General features: G+C 69.7%; 14 protein-coding genes. 5 read left to right on the forward strand and 9 right to left on the reverse strand.

The features are described 5' to 3' along the window. Positions 1-80 precede the first annotated feature (80 nt). The 3 genes from D7X32_RS21550 to D7X32_RS21560 form a co-directional block, all read right to left on the reverse strand. Complete coding sequence (locus D7X32_RS21550) at positions 81-2,732, reverse strand: efflux RND transporter permease subunit (protein WP_120604449.1); 2,652 nt, start codon at positions 2,730-2,732, stop codon at positions 81-83. A 124-nt stretch (positions 2,733-2,856) separates the two neighbouring features. After that, positions 2,857-5,028, reverse strand: coding sequence for a site-specific recombinase (locus D7X32_RS21555; RefSeq protein ID WP_120604450.1), 2,172 nt, complete (start codon positions 5,026-5,028; stop codon positions 2,857-2,859). A gap of 117 nt (positions 5,029-5,145) precedes the next feature. After that, a complete protein-coding gene (locus tag D7X32_RS21560) occupies positions 5,146-5,736 on the reverse strand; it encodes an ABC transporter substrate-binding protein (RefSeq protein ID WP_120604461.1) in 591 nt (196 codons plus the stop codon). Positions 5,737-5,975: 239 nt separating this feature from the next. Between D7X32_RS21560 and metK the strand changes: the two genes are divergently transcribed. From metK to D7X32_RS21575, 3 genes are all read left to right on the forward strand, one after another. Next, a complete protein-coding gene (gene metK, locus D7X32_RS21565; protein WP_120604451.1) occupies positions 5,976-7,166 on the forward strand; it encodes a methionine adenosyltransferase in 1,191 nt (396 codons plus the stop codon). Positions 7,167-7,296: 130 nt separating this feature from the next. Next, on the forward strand, positions 7,297-8,217 hold the full coding sequence (locus tag D7X32_RS21570; RefSeq protein ID WP_120604452.1) for a methionyl-tRNA formyltransferase: 921 nt from the start codon (positions 7,297-7,299) through the stop codon (positions 8,215-8,217). 51 nt (positions 8,218-8,268) lie between these two features. Beyond that, positions 8,269-9,540 carry a glycosyltransferase gene (locus D7X32_RS21575; protein WP_244239123.1) on the forward strand — a complete coding sequence of 424 codons (1,272 nt, stop codon included), beginning with the start codon at positions 8,269-8,271 and terminating at the stop codon, positions 9,538-9,540. An 82-nt stretch (positions 9,541-9,622) separates the two neighbouring features. On the opposite strand, the gene D7X32_RS21580 is transcribed toward D7X32_RS21575, so the two are convergent. The 5 genes from D7X32_RS21580 to D7X32_RS21600 all read right to left on the reverse strand — a co-directional run bounded on the left by D7X32_RS21580 (position 9,623) and on the right by D7X32_RS21600 (position 17,054). After that, complete coding sequence (locus tag D7X32_RS21580; RefSeq protein ID WP_158625728.1) at positions 9,623-10,432, reverse strand: FG-GAP-like repeat-containing protein; 810 nt, start codon at positions 10,430-10,432, stop codon at positions 9,623-9,625. Positions 10,433-10,656: 224 nt separating this feature from the next. Beyond that, positions 10,657-12,132 carry an MAC/perforin domain-containing protein gene (locus tag D7X32_RS21585; protein WP_244239124.1) on the reverse strand — a complete coding sequence of 492 codons (1,476 nt, stop codon included), beginning with the start codon at positions 12,130-12,132 and terminating at the stop codon, positions 10,657-10,659. A 223-nt stretch (positions 12,133-12,355) separates the two neighbouring features. Next, positions 12,356-13,807 carry a di-heme oxidoreductase family protein gene (locus D7X32_RS21590; RefSeq protein WP_120604456.1) on the reverse strand — a complete coding sequence of 484 codons (1,452 nt, stop codon included), beginning with the start codon at positions 13,805-13,807 and terminating at the stop codon, positions 12,356-12,358. A gap of 5 nt (positions 13,808-13,812) precedes the next feature. After that, complete coding sequence (locus D7X32_RS21595) at positions 13,813-15,225, reverse strand: RCC1 domain-containing protein (protein ID WP_158625729.1); 1,413 nt, start codon at positions 15,223-15,225, stop codon at positions 13,813-13,815. After that, positions 15,222-17,054 carry an RCC1 domain-containing protein gene (locus D7X32_RS21600; RefSeq protein WP_120604458.1) on the reverse strand — a complete coding sequence of 611 codons (1,833 nt, stop codon included), beginning with the start codon at positions 17,052-17,054 and terminating at the stop codon, positions 15,222-15,224. Before D7X32_RS21600 ends, D7X32_RS21595 begins: the two co-directional genes overlap by 4 nt. 243 nt (positions 17,055-17,297) lie before the next feature. Between D7X32_RS21600 and D7X32_RS21605 the strand changes: the two genes are divergently transcribed. Both D7X32_RS21605 and D7X32_RS21610 read left to right on the forward strand, forming a co-directional pair. Continuing rightward, positions 17,298-17,699 carry a type II secretion system protein GspG gene (locus D7X32_RS21605; protein WP_120604459.1) on the forward strand — a complete coding sequence of 134 codons (402 nt, stop codon included), beginning with the start codon at positions 17,298-17,300 and terminating at the stop codon, positions 17,697-17,699. Between the two features lie 106 nt (positions 17,700-17,805). Further along, positions 17,806-18,213 (forward strand): type II secretion system protein GspG, encoded by a 408-nt coding sequence (locus tag D7X32_RS21610; RefSeq protein WP_120604460.1) that lies wholly within the window; start codon positions 17,806-17,808, stop codon positions 18,211-18,213. A 191-nt stretch (positions 18,214-18,404) separates the two neighbouring features. Here D7X32_RS21610 and D7X32_RS21615 read toward each other — a convergent pair. Then, positions 18,405-18,871, reverse strand: a 467-nt coding sequence (locus D7X32_RS21615) for a YchJ family protein (protein ID WP_244239125.1), incomplete at its 5' end; no start/stop codon positions are given.

The following is an 18,871-nucleotide window of genomic DNA, read 5'->3' on the forward strand; positions in this document are numbered from 1 at the left end:
AAAGAACAGCCCCGCGCTTCCCTTGAGGGGAAGGCGGGGCCAGAGGTCCGGCGCGGATACTAAGCGCTTCTTTCGCGTTGTCAGGCGGCGCGTGTGGAGGACGCGTCGCCGCCCGGGGCGGAACCGCCCGCTTGCGAACGTCCCGCGTCCTTCTGCCGCTTGTCGTGCATCAGCTGCATCACCGCCGCCAGCACCGTGAAGGACACCAAGAGCGTGGTGATGAGGCCAATGCAGGCGACGAGGCCCATGGAGCGCAGGCCGTTGTGGCTGGCCACCAGCAGCGCCGCGAAGGCCGCCACCGCCGTCAGCGTGGAGGACACCACCGCCGCGCCCACGCTGCGCAGCGCCACCAGCGGGGATGTCCCCTCCAGGAAGCGGTGCAGCAGGTACAGGCCGTGGCTCACGCCAAAGCCCAGGAGGATGGGCAGGATGATGATGTTCATGAAGTTCAGGCGCAGGTCGAACAGCGCCATGAAGCCCATCATCATCGCCAGGCCCACCGTCAGCGGAATCACGGACGCCAGCGCCAGCTTCGCGTTGCGGAAGTCCGCGAAGTGCATCAGGAGAATCCAGAGCGCGGTGAGGATGACCGTGAGCTTCGCGTCCTTGAGCACCATGCGCGCCAGCGACGCGTACAGCTGGGTGGCGCCCGCGGCGCGGAACTCCTTCTCCACCGGCGCGCCCGTGGGCCCGCCTTGCGTGAACTTGCCCGGCGTCACCATGCCCTTGATGGAGCTGGTCTGGTCCGCGAACTGGAGCATCTGCTTGCCGTCCCACAGGTCCACGCTCGGGTAGATGAACGTGAGGTAGCCGTGGTTCTCCGGGCTGGTGCTGGGCAGGTGCCGGAACTGCGAGGCGTAGATTTCCGGCACGTGGTGCACGTCGAAGGGCCGGGCCTCCAGCATCTTGAAGAACAGGGCCGCCTTCTCCTGCGTCTCCGGCGGCAGCGCCTTCACGTCGATGTCCTTCAGCTCCTCCTGCCACTCCTCCAGGATCTTGGTGTTCGCCTGGGAGATGCCTTCCGGAGGCACGAAGGTGAACAGGCTCATCACCTGCGCGATGGCCGGACGCTTCTTCGGGTCGGCCGTCAGCTCCTTGTAGAGGGCCTCCGTCTCCGCCAGGTCCTTCGTGTAGATGGCCAGCGGGTCGCTGGCGATCTTGAAGCGCTCGTTGATTTCATCCTGGAGCAGCACGGACGGCTGGTTCGCCGGCATCAGCGCGCGGGTGTTGTAGTTGAAGCGCACGCCGTACGGCAGCCGCGCGAAGAAGCCCGCGTCCGCCGGGGGCTCGCCGCTCTTCCACGGGATGGCCGCGCCGCACACCACCGCGACAATCACGCAGCCCACTGCCAGCACCAGGCCAGGGCGCGGGATGCGCAGCTCCTTGCCGGACGCGTTGTTCGTGGGCGGCGGCTTCATCACGCCAATCAGCTTCTGCGGCAGTTCCGGGTTCTTGCGGCCCGCGATGGCCAGGATCGCCGGGCACCAGGAGAACAGCGTGAATCCCAGGATCAGCGTGCCCGTGCCGGCCAGGAGGCCGAACTGGGAGAAGCCTTTGAACTCGCTCACCATCAGCACGTAGAAGGAACCCGCCACCACCACCGCGGACACCAGCGCGGGCCGGCCCGCGTTGATGACCGCGTCGCGGATGGCCACGTCGTAGCGCTTGCCCGCGCCCAGCTCCAGGCGCGTGCGGAAGATGAAGTGGATGCCGTAGTCGATGCCGAACCCCAACATGATGCCGCCCAGGATGGAGGTGATCATGTTGAGCTCACCCAGCGTCGCGTAGGTGAAGCCCAGCGTGTACAGCGTGCCCACCACCGTGCCGCTCACCACGATGAGCGTGGGCGCCCACTTGCGGAAGAACGCGATGGTGATGACGAAGATGGCGACGAGCGCGATGATGGTGACAGGCTGGAGCGAGTCCTCGATGGCGTACGAGTCGTCCACCGCCGTCTTGTAGGAACCCGTGAAGCCGTAGGCGACCGTCTTCTTGTCGCCCATCTTGTAGTAGTCCTCCACCAGCTGGACGCCGTCCTTGTTGCTCTTGGAGTACTCGGCCAGGTCCGTGCGCAGCTTGTCCACGTACAGCTTCGTCTGGCCAATCTGGTTGGTGTCCCACATCGGCTTGATGAGGAGCAGCAGCAGCTTGCGGTCCTGGGAGATGTAGTAGTCGTCCGCGATGCTCTTGTTGCCAACGCTGGAGTACTTGTCGACCAGGTCCTGCAGGTCCAGCTTCACCGGCTCCGTCTTCTTGATCTCGATGTAGAACGGGTTCGCGCGGCGGATCTGGTCCTTGAGGAACGCCATGATGCGGCGCTTGCCCTCGGCCAGGTCCTCCGTCTTCACGAACAGCACCATGTTGTTCTGCACGAACTCGACGGGAATCTTGTAGGTGACGGAGCGCGCGTTCTTCGTGTCCTTCGACACCATGGCGGCCACGTCGTCCGCGACCTTCTTGAGCGTGGCCTCATCGTCACCGCGGAAGGTGAGCATGAAGAAGCCGCTGCCGCCCACCATGTCGATGACCCGCTTGACGTCCTTCACCTCCTGCAAGTCCTGGGAGATGAGGTCCAGCTGGTTCGAATTGATGGTCAGCTTCGATGTGCCCCACACCGAAATGCCGAGCAGCAGCAGCAGCACGGTCATGACGGTGCCGGGACGCCGGACCAGCATCTCGGCGTAGGCAAGGGCGAGGCGCGGTGGGGGATGGGACGAGGGATTGCCGCTCATGGGCGCGGGACCCTAGCGCCGAACGTCCCCGCCCGGAAGCAAAGCCAGGGACGCCTGTCCGCCCTACCTCCGCGCGAGACAGGGCCTCTCACCCCTCGGGAATAACCCCCGGCGCCGGTGTCCTTCAGTGACCGGGAGGACCGGCCAGGGGGACGACCTGCGCTTCCGTCCCACTGGGGGCGGACTCGTCAGGAGGCGGGATGAGGAAGGGGAGCGGGTGGCGCAGGAAGCGCAGGGCCACCGCCCCCAGGAAGCGCAGGCACTCGCGCACCGGGACGTCGCGGGCGCGCAGGGCCACGCCCAGGGCCAGCGCGAAGGACACGCCGAAGTTGAGGGCGCCAATCACGAGCACCCCCAGTACGGCCGCCAGGAAGCCGGGCTCCATCACGGCCGAGGGGCCCAGCGTGCAGCCGGCGAAGGCCAGCGAGCCGAACGACAGCGTGACGTGCCGCACGTCCAGCGGCAGGCCGAAGAAGCCGCCGATGCCCGGCATGAACGCCAGCAGCACGCCCAGGGTGACGCTGCCGCCCACGCCCGCCGCGTGGTGCTCCAGCGCGTCCGCCACCCGGCGCGCGCCGTTCACGCCCAGGAGGGAGCGCAGCACGCGGTGGTGGGCCAGCGCCTCCGGCAGGCGGCGGTAGACGACGAAGTTCTCGAACCAGCCCGCGGCCACGCTGGACGCCCAGAGCAGCACGCCGGTGAAGGCAGCCCACAGGAGCGTGGCGGTGTGCCAGGGGTGCAGCGACTCCACCACGGACTCGGCCTTGTGCACGGACAGGAGCGAGTGCCCCGTGAGCAGTTGGAGGCCCAGCGCCAGCGCCACCGCCACGGGCAGCACGCAGCCCAGGTTGCCCAGGGCCGCGGCCAGCTGCGAACGGGTGATGCGCGGCACCAGCGCCGCCAGCCGCTCCATGCGCTGGCTGCCATCGTCCTCGGGGCCGGCCTCCTCTCCCACCGCGGCCGCCAGCGTGGAGGCCGTCATGGAGGGCTGCTTGGTGGCCAGCGTGAAGCCCAGGAACTGCATCACCACGAAGCTGCCGGCGTAGTTGAGCGCGGCGAAGAACTCCGCGAAGAAGGGCGCCAGCGGCAGGCCGGCGAGGAAGAACTTCATGAGGGCGGTGAACGCGGTGAGGAACCCGCCGCCCGCCGCCGAGTGCACCATGCGGTGGAACTCGTCCTGGGTCGACGTGATGTAGTGCTCGCCCGTGTTGCCGGTGCGCTCGATGATCTTGCGCGCCATCAGCCGCGCGTTGCGGCGCACCAGCGCGCGCACGGAGCGGTCCGCGTGCGCGTACTCCAGGAGGTCCGACAGGAGCGCCAGCGCCTCGCGCCAGCGGGCCTCGCCGCGAGCCGCGGCCAGCACCCGCGCGATGGCCTCCATCCGGTCCAGGCCGCGCCGGATGCGCTCCAGCCGGTACACCAGGTCCACGCTGACGCCGGACTCCTCCAGGTGCCGGGTGACGGAGCGCACCACGCCGCGGCAGTCCTCCACCACGCGGGCCAGGTCCGACAGCGCCTCCTGGGCCCCGTCGCGCGCCAGCACCGCGTCGCACACCAGCCGCAGCCGCAGGAAGGGGGACGCGCGGAAGGACAGCTCCGGGCTGCGGTCGCGCACGTCCTCCGCCAGGCCCAGCCCCGCCACCTGCACGCCCAGGAGCAGCAGCGCGTCCATCAGGTCACCGCGCACGCGCGCGGACGGGGTGGGTTCCGGTGGGGGAGGGTCACCCACCAGCGACGTCAGCCGCGCCAGCAGCGCCGGGGACAGCGCGCCCAGCCACTCCGCGTCCTCCGGCACCGGGAACAGGCGCAGGAGCAATTCCGACAGCTTGCCCGGCTCCGGCGGCGCGGGCAGCACGCCGCGCACGAAGCGGTCCGTCAGTTCGGAGAAGAAGCCGTTGCCCGCGCTCAGGCCCACCTGGGCGAAGAGCTTCAGCCCCCGGCTGCCCGCGCACACCCCCGCCACCAGCCGGGTGACGGACGCGCGCATTCCGGACTCCCCCTCCAGCACGCGCACCAGCAGCGAAAGCCGCGAGTTCGCGGGGGACAGCGCCCGGTCATCCGTGTCCGTGAGGCCGTGGGCGGGGATGCGGTCGCGCATCCAGTGCATCCACCGCTCCACCCACTCCAGGCGCGGCTCCAGGCCGTCGCCGGGGAGCTCCGACAGGAGCTTCAGCAGGTCCCTCACGGCGGGGTGGCCGGGGGCCCGGGGCGCGTGCTGCACACAGAAGGCGTCCACCTCACGGGCGGACGGCACGACGCGGACCAGGAGCTGCGGGGCGGGGGTGGAAACGGTCATTCGCCAGGCGCTCCGGGGGGAGGGGAACGCCCAAGCCTACCCGGCCCGCGCCTCCCCCGGAACCCGAAGGGATGGCGAGGGCCTGGTTGCCTGGCTGCTTGGGCGGGGATGACTGGATTACTTCAGCTTCACCGAACCCAGCTCGTTGTTCTTCGCACGCATGGCGCCGAGCAGCCCGTCCCAGCCGCCTTCCTTGAAGAGGGGGCGGACCTGATCATCGCGGATGCCGGTGAGCATGGAGTCGCCCAGCACGGACACGTCCACGACCTTCCAGCCGGCGCCCACCTTCTCCACGGCGTACTTGAGCTTCATCTCCTGCTTCTTCAGCGGGTGGTTGATGAAGATGGTGGAGCCCACGAGCGCCTTGTCGCCGGTCACCTGCGGCTCGTCGTAGGTGATGGAGTCCAGGTTCTTGAAGTTCTCGCGGACCTTGGGGAAGGCGATCTTCGCGAAGAGGCTCTGGAAGAGCTGGGTGAATTCCTTGCGCTGGGCGTCCGTGCCCTTGGTCCACTCGTCGCCCAGCAGGAAGAGGCCCTGCTGGTCGCTGCCCAGGTTCTCCAGGGCCTTGAGGTCCTTCTCGTAGCGCACGGACTGCACCACGGTCTTCACCGGCTTGGTGATGGCTTCGGAAGCCTTGGGCGCGGCGAGCGCGGGCACGGCGAAGGTGAGGGCAACCAGGAAGGGAAGGGTGCGAATGCGGGCGTTCACGTTCATATGGGTCGGTGACCTCCAGAAGAAGGACGCGGGTCCTGTAGCCCAGGGGAACGCCGCGCGAACCATTAAATTCATCCGGCGGGCAGGCGCACCCGGCGCGTCGGGTCCGGCCGGTTGAAGGGCATTCCCGCCGAATAAACCCATGTATCGGCAGGTTTGACTCTGCTGGGACCGCACGTTTAGTGTCCGCCCCCTGCGCTGCGTCACCGAAATAGCGCGAAGCCCGAGAAGACATGCCTACCGACTTCCTGTTCACGTCTGAATCCGTCACCGAGGGCCACCCGGACAAGATCGCCGACCAGATCTCCGACGGTGTGCTCGATGCCATCATCGCCAAGGATCCGCAGGCGCGCGTCGCCGTGGAGACGCTCGTCAAGACGGGCCTCGCCATCGTCGCGGGTGAGGTGACGACGAACACCTACGTGGACATCCCGAAGATCGTCCGTTCGACCATCACGCGCATTGGCTACACCGATAGCTCCATGGGCTACGACGGCAACACCTGCGGCGTCATGGTGGCCATCGAAGGCCAGAGCCAGGACATCGCGCGCGGCGTGGACAACAAGAAGGACCAGGGCGCCGGCGACCAGGGCATGATGTTCGGCTTCGCGTGCGACGAGACGCCGGAGCTGATGCCCGCGCCCATCCACTACGCGCACGCGCTGACCCGCCGCCTGGCGGAGGTGCGCCGCAAGAACCACCCGTGGATCCGCCCGGACGGCAAGAGCCAGGTCACGGTGGAGTACAAGGACGGCAAGCCGGTCCGCATCGACGCGGTGGTGCTGTCCACGCAGCACTCGGATGACGTCTCCAACAAGAAGATCCAGGAGGCCATCCGCGAGGACGTCATCCTGAAGGTCCTGCCGAAGAAGCTCATCGACAACAAGACCAAGTTCTTCATCAACCCCACGGGCCGCTTCGTCATCGGCGGCCCCATGGGCGACTCGGGCCTCACGGGCCGCAAGATCATCGTCGACACCTACGGCGGCATGGGCCGTCACGGTGGCGGCGCGTTCAGCGGCAAGGACCCGTCCAAGGTGGACCGCTCGGCCGCGTACATGGGCCGCTACATCGCGAAGAACGTCGTGGCGGCGGGCCTGGCCAGCCGTTGCGAGGTGCAGGTCTCCTACGCCATCGGCGTGGCGGAGCCCGTCAGCGTGATGGTGGAGACCTTCGGCACGTCCACCGTGCCGGAAGAGCAGATCGCCCGCGCCGTGCGCCAGACGTTCGGCCTGCGTCCGCGCGAAATCACGGAGCACCTGGACCTGCTGCGGCCCATCTATCAGAAGACCGCCGCGTACGGTCACTTCGGCCGCTCCGACAAGGAGTTCACCTGGGAGCGCACGGACAAGAAGGACGCGCTCCGCGAGGCCGCCGCCTCCCCCGCCCCCAAGGCGCGCACGCCCCGCCTGAAGGCGGTCTGACGCACCCCTGAGGCTTTTCGTTTGAGCCCGCGCGCTCGTCCCCTCCCGGGGCGAGCGCGTTTTCATTTTCCGGGCACGGAAGCGTGCGGCGGCCGGGCGCGCACGGCGGGTGAATTGTTAGGACACGGCCATGCCGACTTCCGGTGCCGCGTCTGGCTGGCGCATCGTGCTGCTCACCGTGGCCCCCGCGGTGGCGCACGACTTCACGTTGGCGTTGAGGGCGCAGGGGCATGACGTGGTGGCGCTGGTGGTGCCCGCGGGCATCCGGGGCCTGCGCCCGCTGGACGTGGAGGGGTGGGCGGAGCTGGGGCGGCTCTTCGAGGCCGCGCCGCCGTCGGTGGACGTGCTGCTGGTGAGCGAGCGGGCGCACCTGGTGCCCCGGCTGGCGGACCTGAAGCCGGACCTCCTGCTGTGCTTCTTCTTCCCGTGGAAGCTGTCCCCGGAGGCGTTGGCGCTGCCGCCCTTGGGGGCGGTGAACGTGCACCCGTCGCTCCTGCCTCGCTACCGGGGGCCGTGCCCGCTGGGGTGGGCGCTGCGCGAGGACGCGCGCGAGCTGGGGCTGACCTTCCACCGCATGGACGCGAGCTTCGACACCGGGCCCGTGCTCGCGCAGGGGACGTTCCCGCTCAAGGACGAGGACACGGAGGAGGTGGTCTTCGAGAAGCTGATGCTCGCGTCGCGCCGGTTGCTGCCCCGGGTGGTGGAGCGCGTGGCGCGAAGGGACGTGGGCGAGCGGCAGGCGGAGGCGGACGCCACCTTCGCGCCCTTCTTCGACGTGGCGTACCGGAACATCGACTGGGGTGACAGCGCGCGCTCCGTGCACCTGAAGGTGCGCGCGTGCCGCTTCGCCGGATGGCGTGAGGGCAGGGGTGATGCGAGGGCCCGGCTGCAGGGCCGCTGGGTCCGGGTGCGGCGCACGCGGGCGTGGCGGGGCGAGGACCCTCGCGCGGAGCCGGGCACGCTGCTGGCGCGGCAGGGGGACGAGCTGCTGGTGCAGTGCGGGGACACGCCGCTCTGGGTGGTGTCTCACACGCCGGAAGAAGTGACGTAGCAGCGGGCAGGCGTCCGGGCGGATGGGGGGGCGCGGGTGGCACCTGCCAGCGTGCGGACACAGACCAAGGGCATGGTGAAGAATCCCGGAGACCCGTACCCCCTCGTCCAGGTCGAGCACTACGAGCGCTACGTGGGCGCGGAGGTGGTGGAGCGCATCCTGGAGAAGGCGCGGCCGCTGCAGGACCTGCGCGTCGCGCACGTCAACTCCACGTACTACGGCGGCGGGGTGGCGGAGCTGTTGTCACCGCTGACGCTGCTGATGAACAGCGTGGGCATGGTCACCGAGTGGCGGGCCATCCAGGGGCCGCCGGACTTCTTCAACATCACGAAGAAGATGCACAACGCGCTGCAGGGCGCGGACATCCACCTGACGCCGATGAAGGCGACCATCTACGAGGAGGTCGTCTACGAGAACGCGGTGCGCAACCGGCTGGACCACGACCGGGTCGTCATCCACGACCCGCAGCCGCTGCCCATCGTGCGGCACAGCCGCAAGCGCGGGCCGTGGATCTGGCGCTGCCACGTGGACCTGTCGAATCCGGAGCCGTCCCTGTGGGCGTACCTCAAGCCGTTCGTGGAGCAGTACGACGCGACGGTGCTGAGCATCCCGGAGTACGCGCGCGAGCTGTCCATCCCGCAGCTGTTCTTCATGCCGGCCATTGATCCGTTCTCCATCAAGAACCGGGAGATGCACGAGGCGGAGATCGAAGAGCGCCTCCAGCACCACCACATCCCCACGGACCTGCCGCTGGTGGTGCAGGTCTCACGCTTCGACCATTGGAAGGACCCGGAGGGCGTGGTGGCCGCGTGGCGGCTCGCGCGCAGGGAGACGCCGTGCACGCTGGTGCTGCTGGGCAACATGGCGTCGGACGACCCGGAGGGACAGCGGGTCTACGAGCAGGTGATGCGGCACCGGGACGAGCGGCTCATCGTCCTCAGCCGCGAGGACACGGCGCTGGTGAACGCGCTCCAGCGCCGCGCGGCGGTGGTGGTGCAGAAGTCGCTGCGCGAGGGCTTCGGGCTCACGGTGGCGGAGGCGATGTGGAAGGGCACGCCCGTCATCGGGGGGAACGTGGGGGGCATCCGCCACCAGCTTGAAGACGGGCACAACGGCTTCCTGGTGGACTCGGTGGAGCATTGCGCCGCGCGCATCGTGCAACTGCTCAGGAGCCCGAAGCTGCGCCACCAGCTGGGGCAGCACGCGCACGAAACGGTGCGCCGCCGCTTCCTGCTCACGCGCTACCTGGAGCAGTACCTGGACCTCTTCAACGCCTTCGAGGCCCGCTACCACCTGCGTCCCCTGCCGCACCTCACGACGTGAGGTGCGCGGGGACGGCCTGGTTCCGCCCGCTCCTGCCGAAGCAGGCGCTGAAGGCCCGTGGCCACCGGGGGCCGCATGACACTCAACGACAGAGGACCAGGAGGATGCTCACGGCGGTGCAGGAACGGGAGGCCTGGTCGTTGAGCGGATTCGGGTCCTCGGGCACGCCGCCGGCGCGGCTGGCCTGCACGGTGTAGGGCAGGCCCAGGCTGAGCAGGTTCAGGGGGACGCGGAAGGAGCGCGTCTGGGATGCGCCGGGCGCGAGCGGTCCGAAGCCGCAGGTGACGGCGCCCGGGGAAGGCACGCACTCGCTGGAGGTGGCGGACAGGCCGGGGGGCAGCGCGGCGCGCACGGAGGTGGACGTGAGCGGATCCGGGCCGTTGTTCGTCACGCGGACGTCGTAGGCGATGAAGGGAACGAGCACGCCCAGGATGGGCCGGGCGGTGAGTTGCACGGCGGCGTCCGCCTTCAGGGGCGGCGGGGGGACGGCGCGGAACAGGGAGACGGTGTTGGCCTGCTCCTTCGCCACGACGAGGTCCGGCCTCCCGTCGCCGTCGAAGTCGCCGGTGGCGACGGGGGTGGTGATGGCCCCGGGCAGGGGCGCGGTCTGGCGCGCGGTGAAGGGGCCGGTGGGCGTACCGGTCAGGATGGAGACGGTGCGCTCGACGGCGTTGGCGGTGACGACGTCGGGCGTGCCGTCCTTGTTCAGGTCCGCGACCGCCACCGCGCGGGGACCGGCCCCCGCGGCGGAGTCCACAGGAGGCCTGAAGGTGACGGGGGTGGCCGCCCAGGCCGGCACGGCAAGGCCCAGGAGGTCCAGGCACAGCAGGGCACGGGACGTGGGTCGGAAGTTGGAAGCAAGGGGAAGACTTCTCTGGGAATGCTGGCGCACGGCGGTTTCCCGACGTTGGGTGGACCTGGCCCAACGTGGGTTGCATGCACGGCGGCAGCAGCTGCCTTCGGGGGATGAGGGCCACCGACCCAAGGGCATTGGCAGGAGGGTTATCCTCGCCGGGCTCCACTCGCTCCCTCCCGGAACAGGCGCTCAGCGCGAGTCCAGGAACGTGAGCAGCGCGGCGCGAGAGGGCTCGTGCCGCGCCGGTCCATGCGTGCGGCTCAGGCCGCCACGGGCTCCAGCTTCCAGGGAACGAGGTTGTAGTAGTCGTCCTTGGCGTAGAGCTTGCCCTGGGTCCCGTAGAAGCCGAGCGACTTGTCCGTGCGGCGGTCGCCCTTCTCCGCCTGCCAGCGGCTGCGGATGTAGAACTCATCCGTCGTGCCCGGCACGGGGATGAACTTCCACGGGACCAGGTCCGCCACGTTGTCCCGGTGGTAGAGCTTGAGCGCTTCGTCGTAGAAGGACAGGTGGTAGTCCAGTCGCCTGTCGCCCAGGTCCGCGCGCCAGCGGCTGCGGATGTAGTACTCGTCCGACTTGCCTGGCACCGGAATCAGCTTCCAGGGGACGAGGTCGCTCGTGTTGGTCTCCGGGTACAGCTGCACGTCCTCCCCGTAGAAGCCCAGGGACATGTTGACGCGTTTCTCGCCGGGGTCGGCGCGCCAGCGGCTGCGGAAGTAGAACTCCTTGTTCGCCAGCGAGGAGACGTCGGGGCGGGTGAAGCCCTCGGTCCGGAGGTGCAGGTCGACGGCCTTCATCATCCAGTTCCTCTTCTTCTGGATGTCCGAGACCTTGGGGAAGTGGGCCTCCGTGAAGAGTTCGTAGAGCGGCTTCAAGTCGAGCTGAAGCGGCTTGGGGTCCTGCCGGATGCTCTTCACCCACTCGTTGAAGTCCGTGTTGGGCGTGCCGCCCACCCACTGGATGCTGTCGATGGTCAGCCCACTGGACTGCTTGAACGCGGAGCTGGAGGACGTGGAGGTGCTGCTCCCCGTGTTGCCTGTGACGCCCTGGTAGGTGGCGGACGCGGAGGTGGAGATGTCGACGCCCCGCTCCACGAGCTTGGAGTACTCCTGGGACTTGATGTGGACGCGCTGGTACATCCGCCCACCGAAGGTGACCTCGTGGGCGTAATGCGTCCCGAACGTCTTGATGAACGCGGTGCAGTCGGATTCCGACGTGAGCTTCTCCACCGCGCTGGTGAACCGGCTGCTCAGCGGCAGCTTCTGGGTGAAGTCGTCCCTGAGCTGGAGCGAGCAGTCCTCGAAGTAGCTCTGGACGAAGGTCTCGATGGTTTCGTTCGAGCCGCTGGTCTTCTCGAGCTGCCGGTACGTCATGCTGGCGCTGAACGACACCAGTCCGGGGATGTCCAGGCCCGCGCTGACGGTGTGCTCGAAGGCGTGCGAGAAGTCGAAGGAGGAGAACCAGGTCTGCGTGCGGGACGTCCGTTCGCCTCGGGACTCCGGGATGTAGAGGGCTCCCGCGGGGATGTAGAGGCTCTTGTCCGGCGTGAGCTGCGTGCAGGACTCCGGGGTTATCTGGATGATGCTCTCCGTCGTCGCACCGCCACCGTCCCGGGTCCGTTGGCTCAGGTCCAACGGGTTGATGCGGATGAGGTCGTAGCACCTGCCAAGGAAGTCGACGTTCTTGTAGGGGACGGTGCCCTCGAACTTGTTGAAGTCGATCTGCATTGTCTCGGCCATGCGCGGAACTCCCTGGGTGGGGTGGGCGGTGGGCATTCCCGAAAGTCGTGCTGGCGCGACGGGTACCTGAGTCCTCGGACTGGTGGAATCGGACCTGCCCCGCGGGACGAGACGAAACCGATGCGAATGTCTGGAAGCCCGCGCTGTCGAGCGGGGCCCGTCCTGGAGCGGAAGGTTCCCTCGTCTCGAAGGGCGGCCTGGAGGCAAGGCCGCTTCAACCCGCTCAGAGCGAGTCCAGGAACGTGAGCAGCGCGGCGCGCTCCTTCGGGGACATGCGCTGCACGGCTTCGCGCGAGGCCCTGGCTTCGCCGCCGTGCCAGAGGATGGCCTCCAGCACGGAGCGCGCGCGGCCGTCGTGGAGCAGGCGCGTGTGTCCATTCACGGTGGCGGTGAGGCCCAGGCCCCAGAGGGGCGGGGTGCGCCATTCGCTGCCCGTGGCGAGGTGGTCCGCGCGTCCGTCCGCGAGCGCTTCGCCCAGGTCGTGCAGCAGCAGGTCCGTGTACGGCCAGATGCGCTGGTGCGACAGCTCCGGGAAGCCGGGCAGCTCGCTGGTGGTGGTGGCGGGACGGTGGCATCGGTCGCAGCCCGCGCGCAGGAACGCGGCCTTGCCCGTGCGCACGTCCTCGCGGTCCGCGCCCCGGCGCGCGGGCACGGCGATGAGGTGCGAGTAGTCGGAGAGAGAGGCGAGGTTGGCGGCGTCCACTTCGGGCTCGCCACCGGTGGCGCCCTGCTGGCACCGCGGCTGCGCGGGGGTGCACGGCGTCTGGGGGAACAGCGTGGAGGTGAGGCCCATGTCGCCCAGCAGCGCGCCCGCGGCCTGGTGCTCCAGGTCCGGCTGGTTGGCCTTCCAGCCGAAGCGGCCGAGCACCTCGCGGCCTTCCTTCGCGCTCCAGACGCGGTTGGGGCGGCCCCGGATGCCGTTGCCATCGCGGTCGTCGGGGTCGGCCCAGGCGAGCAGTGTCGCGTCCGGGATGGCCGCGAGCAGTCCCAGGCCCACCATGGGCTGCGCGATGCGCGGGGACAGGCGCACGTCGGGCGCGAGCGGGCCGTAGCCCAGCTCCACCAGCGTGTAGCGCGGGGCCTGGAGCGTCACGCTGGCTGCGCCCTGGAGAGGCATGGCGGGCAGGGACTCATAGGTCACCTGCACCTGGCCTTCGGAGGGGACGCCGTCGATGGAGCGGGGCTGGAACTGGTCGCCGTAGGTGGGCTCCGGCACGGGCTCGCCGTGCGGACCGGTCCCGGGCACGGAGAGGCGCACGAGCAGGGACGCGGGGGCCTTCGTGTTGCCGGTGACGGGCGCGCCCCGGCCGTTGGCGACGTGGCAGGCGAGGCACGAGGTGGCGTGGAAGAGCGGGCCCAGGCCGTCACGGTCGCGCTGGCTGGCAGGGGCGGGGATCCAGTCCACCTCGAAGTTGGCCTCGCCCAGGAGGAAGCGCGACTTGCGCTCCACCGTGATGTTGGCGATGGGCTGCACGAAGGCTTCGGGCCCCGTGTGGAACACCGTGGTGGTGCCACCGGACCGGGGCTCGTCCGGATCAAACGGCGCGACCTCCAGCGGGATCTCCTCCGGTGTCTCGACGGACGGGTCGTCCGGAGACGGCGCGGGCGTGTTGCCACCGCAGGACGTGAGCCCCAGGGCAAGGAGAGAGGCGGAGACCGTGATTCCGAAGCGCATGACGGTCAAGGCAAGCCTACGACGCGGGGCGTGGAGACATGTGACGGTGTCCCTTCACCCAGGCCCAGCTGGCCACTGAGGTTGCTGCCCCAGATGAGCACGCTGTCGTCGCGTGTTCGGGCGAGCGCGTGCTGTGCTCCCGCCGCGACCTCCACGACCGGCAGGGCCGTGGCCACGCGCGCGGGCTTGACCCGCTGGCTCGTGTCTCCCACGCCAAGCTGTCCCGTCGTGTTGAGCCCCCACGCCCAGGCCGTGCCATCCCCACGCAAGGCCCAGCTGGAGTTGTTCGCCGCGACCACCGCCGTGGCCCCCGTGAGCTCCAGCACCGGCGTGGGCTGCGCGCGGCCTCCGCCGAAGCCCGCGTCACCGTGGCCCAGCTGTCCAGATGTCCCCGTGCCCCACGCGCGCACCGTTCCGTCCGCGAGCAGCGCGAGCAGGTGGCTGCGCCCGGAGGCCAGCTGCTCCACCTGCTCCAGGTGCGGCACGCGCTCAGGAGCGGCCTGCACGCGCGCCTCTGTCTCGCCCGTGCCCAGCACGCCGTCCCGGTTGTAGCCCCACACGGACACGGTGCCGTCGCGGTGCAGCGCCGCGGAGTGTTCGCTGCCCGCGACCACCTGCACCACGTCGGTGAGGTCCGGCACGGCGGTGGGCTTCGTCACCGCGTCGCCCTCCTCACCCAGCCCCAGCTGTCCGCGAGCGTTGATGCCGAAGGCCCAGACCTGGCCGTTCGCATCGAGCAGCAACACGTGGCCTGTTCCCAGCGCCACGCCCACCACGTCCTTCACTGCTTCGATCCGGTGGGCGCTGCCCGCCACCGTGCCACCCGCGCCGAGCTGGGACGCCAGCGCGCCGCACAGCCACGCGCGCCCGTCCGAGCCGATCCACGCGGTCGTGTCCATGGCGGACACCATGCCGATGGGCTGCTGGTCCTCCAGCGCGAGCGCCGGGAGGGGACGCTCGTCCGGAGTCACATCGCAGCGCTGTCCCGACCCGTTGTCGCCCCACGACGCGAAGCGCCCCTGCCGCAGCACGCCCGTGTGGCTCAGGCCCGCGCCCAGCTCCGGTCCCGAGGAGAACGGCACGTCCTGCGTCGCCGTGTTGCCCGCGTCATCCGTGGCCGACACATGCAGCACGTGCGAACCCGGAGGCACCCACAGCTCCATCGCCAGCGTGGAGCCCACGACGGACAGCGTCCGGGAGATTCCGTCATCCAGCCACACCTGTACCCGCGTGGCGTCTCCTACGTCCCCCGTGATGCGCAGGCGGCTCACGACCAGCCGCTGCGCGGGGACGGGCGCGTCGATGCGCAACACCGGCGCTTCGGTGTCGGCCGGCGGGACGATGGGGTCCTCCCCGGGCGGCTGGGAGGACCCTCCGCACGCGCACAGCGCCAGCAGCAGGAGCGCGGTCCTTCTCACGGCAGCGTCACCTGGAGGGGCTCCGAGTACGCCCACGACTCCTTCGCGGCGGGGCCTCCACCCACGCTGCCCTTGAAGTTCCATCCCCAGCCGAAGATGGAGCCGTCGCTCCGGATGCTCACTGCGTGGAGCGCGCCCACGCCGAACGTCGTCACCTTCGTGAGCCCCACCACGGGCGTCGAGGGCGACGAGAGCGACACCTTGTCGCCCGTGCCCAGCGAGCCGGTGGAGTTCTGGCCCCAGCCCACGACGGTGCCGTCCGCGCGCAGCGCGAAGCTGATGGTGCCATTGGCGGCCACCGCCGTGGCGTTCGTGAGGTTCAGCACCGCCACCGGCACGGCGCTGGTGCCATCCGCGCCGCTCAGCCCCTGGCCCAGCTGTCCATTCAGGCCCAGGCCCCACGCGACGACGCTGCCATTCGCGCGCAGCGCGAGCGTGTGGTCCTTGCCCGCGGCGATGTCCACCACGTCGGTGAGGCCCGGCACCTGCGCGGGCCGCGCGTGCGCGTCGCTGTCCTTCGTCCCCAGGCCCAGGTTGCCGGAGCTGTTGCGTCCCCATGTCCACACCGTGCCGTCCGCGCGCAGCGCCGCGGAGTGCTCCGAGCCCGCGGCCACCTGGACGACGTCCGTCAGGCCCACCACCTTCACTGGCACGTCGGAGGCGGACTTCGTCGAGTCGTCACCGAGCTGCCCCGCGTTGTTGGCGCCGAAGGCCCACACCGTCCGGTCCTCCGCGAGCACCAGCACGTGCGTGTAGCCCCGGACCGCCGTCACCGCGTCCGTCAGCGACGGCACGCGCTCCGGAGCCCAGCGCGTCGCCGTGTCCTGCGTCCCGGAGCCGGGGACGCCCAGGCCCAGCTGCGCGTTCTTGTTGTCACCCCACGTCCACACCGTGCCGTCCGTCCCGACCACGAGCGAGCTGTTCTGTCCGAACGCCACCGCGCCCACGGTGGGCAACCCCGTCAGCGCCAGCGGCGAAGGGGAGTAGCCCAGCTCCGGCCCGGGCTGGCCCACGCCCAGCTGACCCAGGTTGTTGTTCCCCCAGACGTACACCTTGCCATCGCGTACGAGCGCCGAGTGCGAGCCGCCGCCGCTCACCCACCGGCCGAAGCGGAAGTGGGCCTGCTGCTCGGTGGTGTTGCCTGCTTCGTCGCGCGCCCGCAGGACGAGCGTGTTGTCACCGCGCCCGGGCGTGAGCGCGAAGGAGAACGTTCCGTCCGTGTCGGGCGTCACGGTGACGGCTGCCTCCGCGCCGCCGTTGAGCTGCCACGTGAGGCCCGTGACCGCGACGTTGTCCGTGGCCCGGCCCGTGACGCGCACCTGGTACACGGTGAAGTCGCGGCCCTCGGTGGGGCTGGTGAGCGCCAGCGTCGGGGCCTGCGTGTCGACGGTGGGCGCGGCGTAGGTGAAGTGCAGCGTCGCTTCGGCGGTCTGGCCTGCTTCGTCCACCGCGCGCAGGACGACGGTGTTCTCACCGGCCACCGGGTCCACGGACACCGTCACCGGCTGCTCCGTCTGGCCCGCCGTGACGGGGATGTCCGTGGCGGCGCCGCTGTTGTGCGTCGCCGTCAGCGTCGCGAGTCCGCCCTCCGCGTGCACCACCGCCTGTGCCTGCACCGGGAACGTCTCCACCTGGGCGCCCTCCGTGGGCCAGGTGAAGGACACCGTGGGCGCCGCGAACTGCGTGCCGGCGTCCGTCGTGCCGGCGTCCACGGTCACACCCGCATCCGTGTTGCCCGAGGGCTGGGGCGCCGGCTCGTCGTCACCGCACGCTCCGAGCAGCAGCATCGCCGCCACCCACGCACCCCACATCGCCTTGTGTCCCCGCATGGACCCGCCTCGCTGGCCGCTCACGGAATTCCGTTTCGGCTGGCCGATTTGAGATTGATTCGCAAAGTCGAATTGAGGTGGGCGTGTATCGCGGAGGGCGGCCCGCGCGCAAGGGGTGGGGTGGGCGTGGTGATTGCACGGCGGTGGCCCTGTGAGGCCGCGTGCCTCTTCTCCGCGCCGGATGCGCGCGGTGACACGACACGGTGGCGCGTCGCACATGACGTTCGCGCCAGAAAGACAGACATGACCATCCGAATGGGCCTGCGTCCCTGGCTCAAGACCTACAGCGGGTTGCTGTCCTTCGCGGCGCTGGTCCTCCTTGGCTACGCCGTGCTGACGCTGTTCATGCTGAACATGGAGAAAGGGGAACGGCGACGGAGGGTGGCCCAGGACATGCGGCACATCCTGATGGCATTGACGCTGTACACGGAGCGCACGGGACACGTGCTGCCGCCCTCCGAGGGGCTCTCCCTGCTCGAGGAGGAACACCTCCTGGCGCGGCTCCCCGTGGACCCCTGGGGACATGACTATGTGTACCGCGTGGAGGCGGGCACGCCGGTCATCCTGTCCCATGGCCGTGATGGCATCCCGGACGGCGAAGGCCCGGACGCGGACCAGTCCTCCCGCGTCCTCCTGGCGGAGTGACGCGGGCCCGCTGATTGCAATCGCAGTCATTCCGGAGGGCTCCGGGCCCTTCCGTGAGGGACACGCTGGCGGCGGTTCACGCCGCCGGTGTGCCGGAAAGACAGACATGGACAAGAGGCAGCGACGTCAGCGCGGCATGACGCTGATTGAGATCATGGTCGTCATCACCATCCTGGGCCTCATCGCCGCCGCCGTGGGCGTGTCGGTGATGGGGCAGTTCGGCCAGGCGAAGCGGCAGCGGGTGACGCTGGACTTCGGCTCATTGGGCCAGGGCCTGCAGCTGTACGCGATGAAGAAGGGAAAGCTGCCCGACACGACCTCAGGGCTGCGCGTGCTGGTGGAGGAGCGCGTCCTCAACGAGCTGCCGCGTGACCCGTGGGGCAATGACTACGTGTACACGCTGGACCGGGGCGTGCCGGCCATCGTGTCGCTGGGCGCGGATGGCGCACCGGGCGGCGACGGCGATGACGCGGACCTCTCGTCGCTCGACAAGGACGTGCGGTCCAAGGGCTGACGAAGGGAGGAAAAGGTGCTGCCCGAGTGGAGAAGCCACGATTGGGTGGCGTTTCAGGCCAAGGCGGATTCGAACCGCGAGCTCCCGTGAAGGAGCCTTACCAGAGCGTGTAGGGCCTCTCCGGCCGGGCAGCACCTCCAGGGACGAAAGTGCCGCGAAAATCCTGACAGGGGATTTTCGCGGTCGCGCCGTCAGTCCACCGGGAAGGTGTCGAGCGTGAGGGACTCGGGCGGAACCTTCAGCTCGCGCGGCAGCTTGAGGACGCCGTCCAGGTAGCGCCAGCCGGTGCCGTCGTGGCGGAAGTCCGAGCGCTCCACGAAGGACTGGTCCTTTCCCTTCTCGAACACCTTGGCGAAGAAGAGGACGCGGGAGAGCCCCGACGCGTCCGGGGGCTGGTGGCCCAGCACCACCAGCCCCGGGTACTGGTGGGCCTGCGCGAAGGCGCGCAGCTCGCGCACGACGTCCGCTTCCGGACGGGCCCTCATCGGGTGGTCGGGGTGGAGCGTCTTCCAGAGGTAGGCGGCGTCGCGCTGGGCGAAGGCGCTGTAGCGGCTGCGCATGAGGCGCTCGGCGTCGGGCGCCTCCGCCTCGCCTCGGTGGAAGGGGGCGCAGCACTGCTTGTAGCGCTGGCCGGAGGAGCAGGGACACAGGGGGGCGG

The sequence above is a fragment of the Corallococcus carmarthensis genome (genome assembly GCF_003611695.1).
In the GTDB taxonomy this organism is placed as follows: Bacteria; Myxococcota; Myxococcia; order Myxococcales; family Myxococcaceae; genus Corallococcus; species Corallococcus carmarthensis.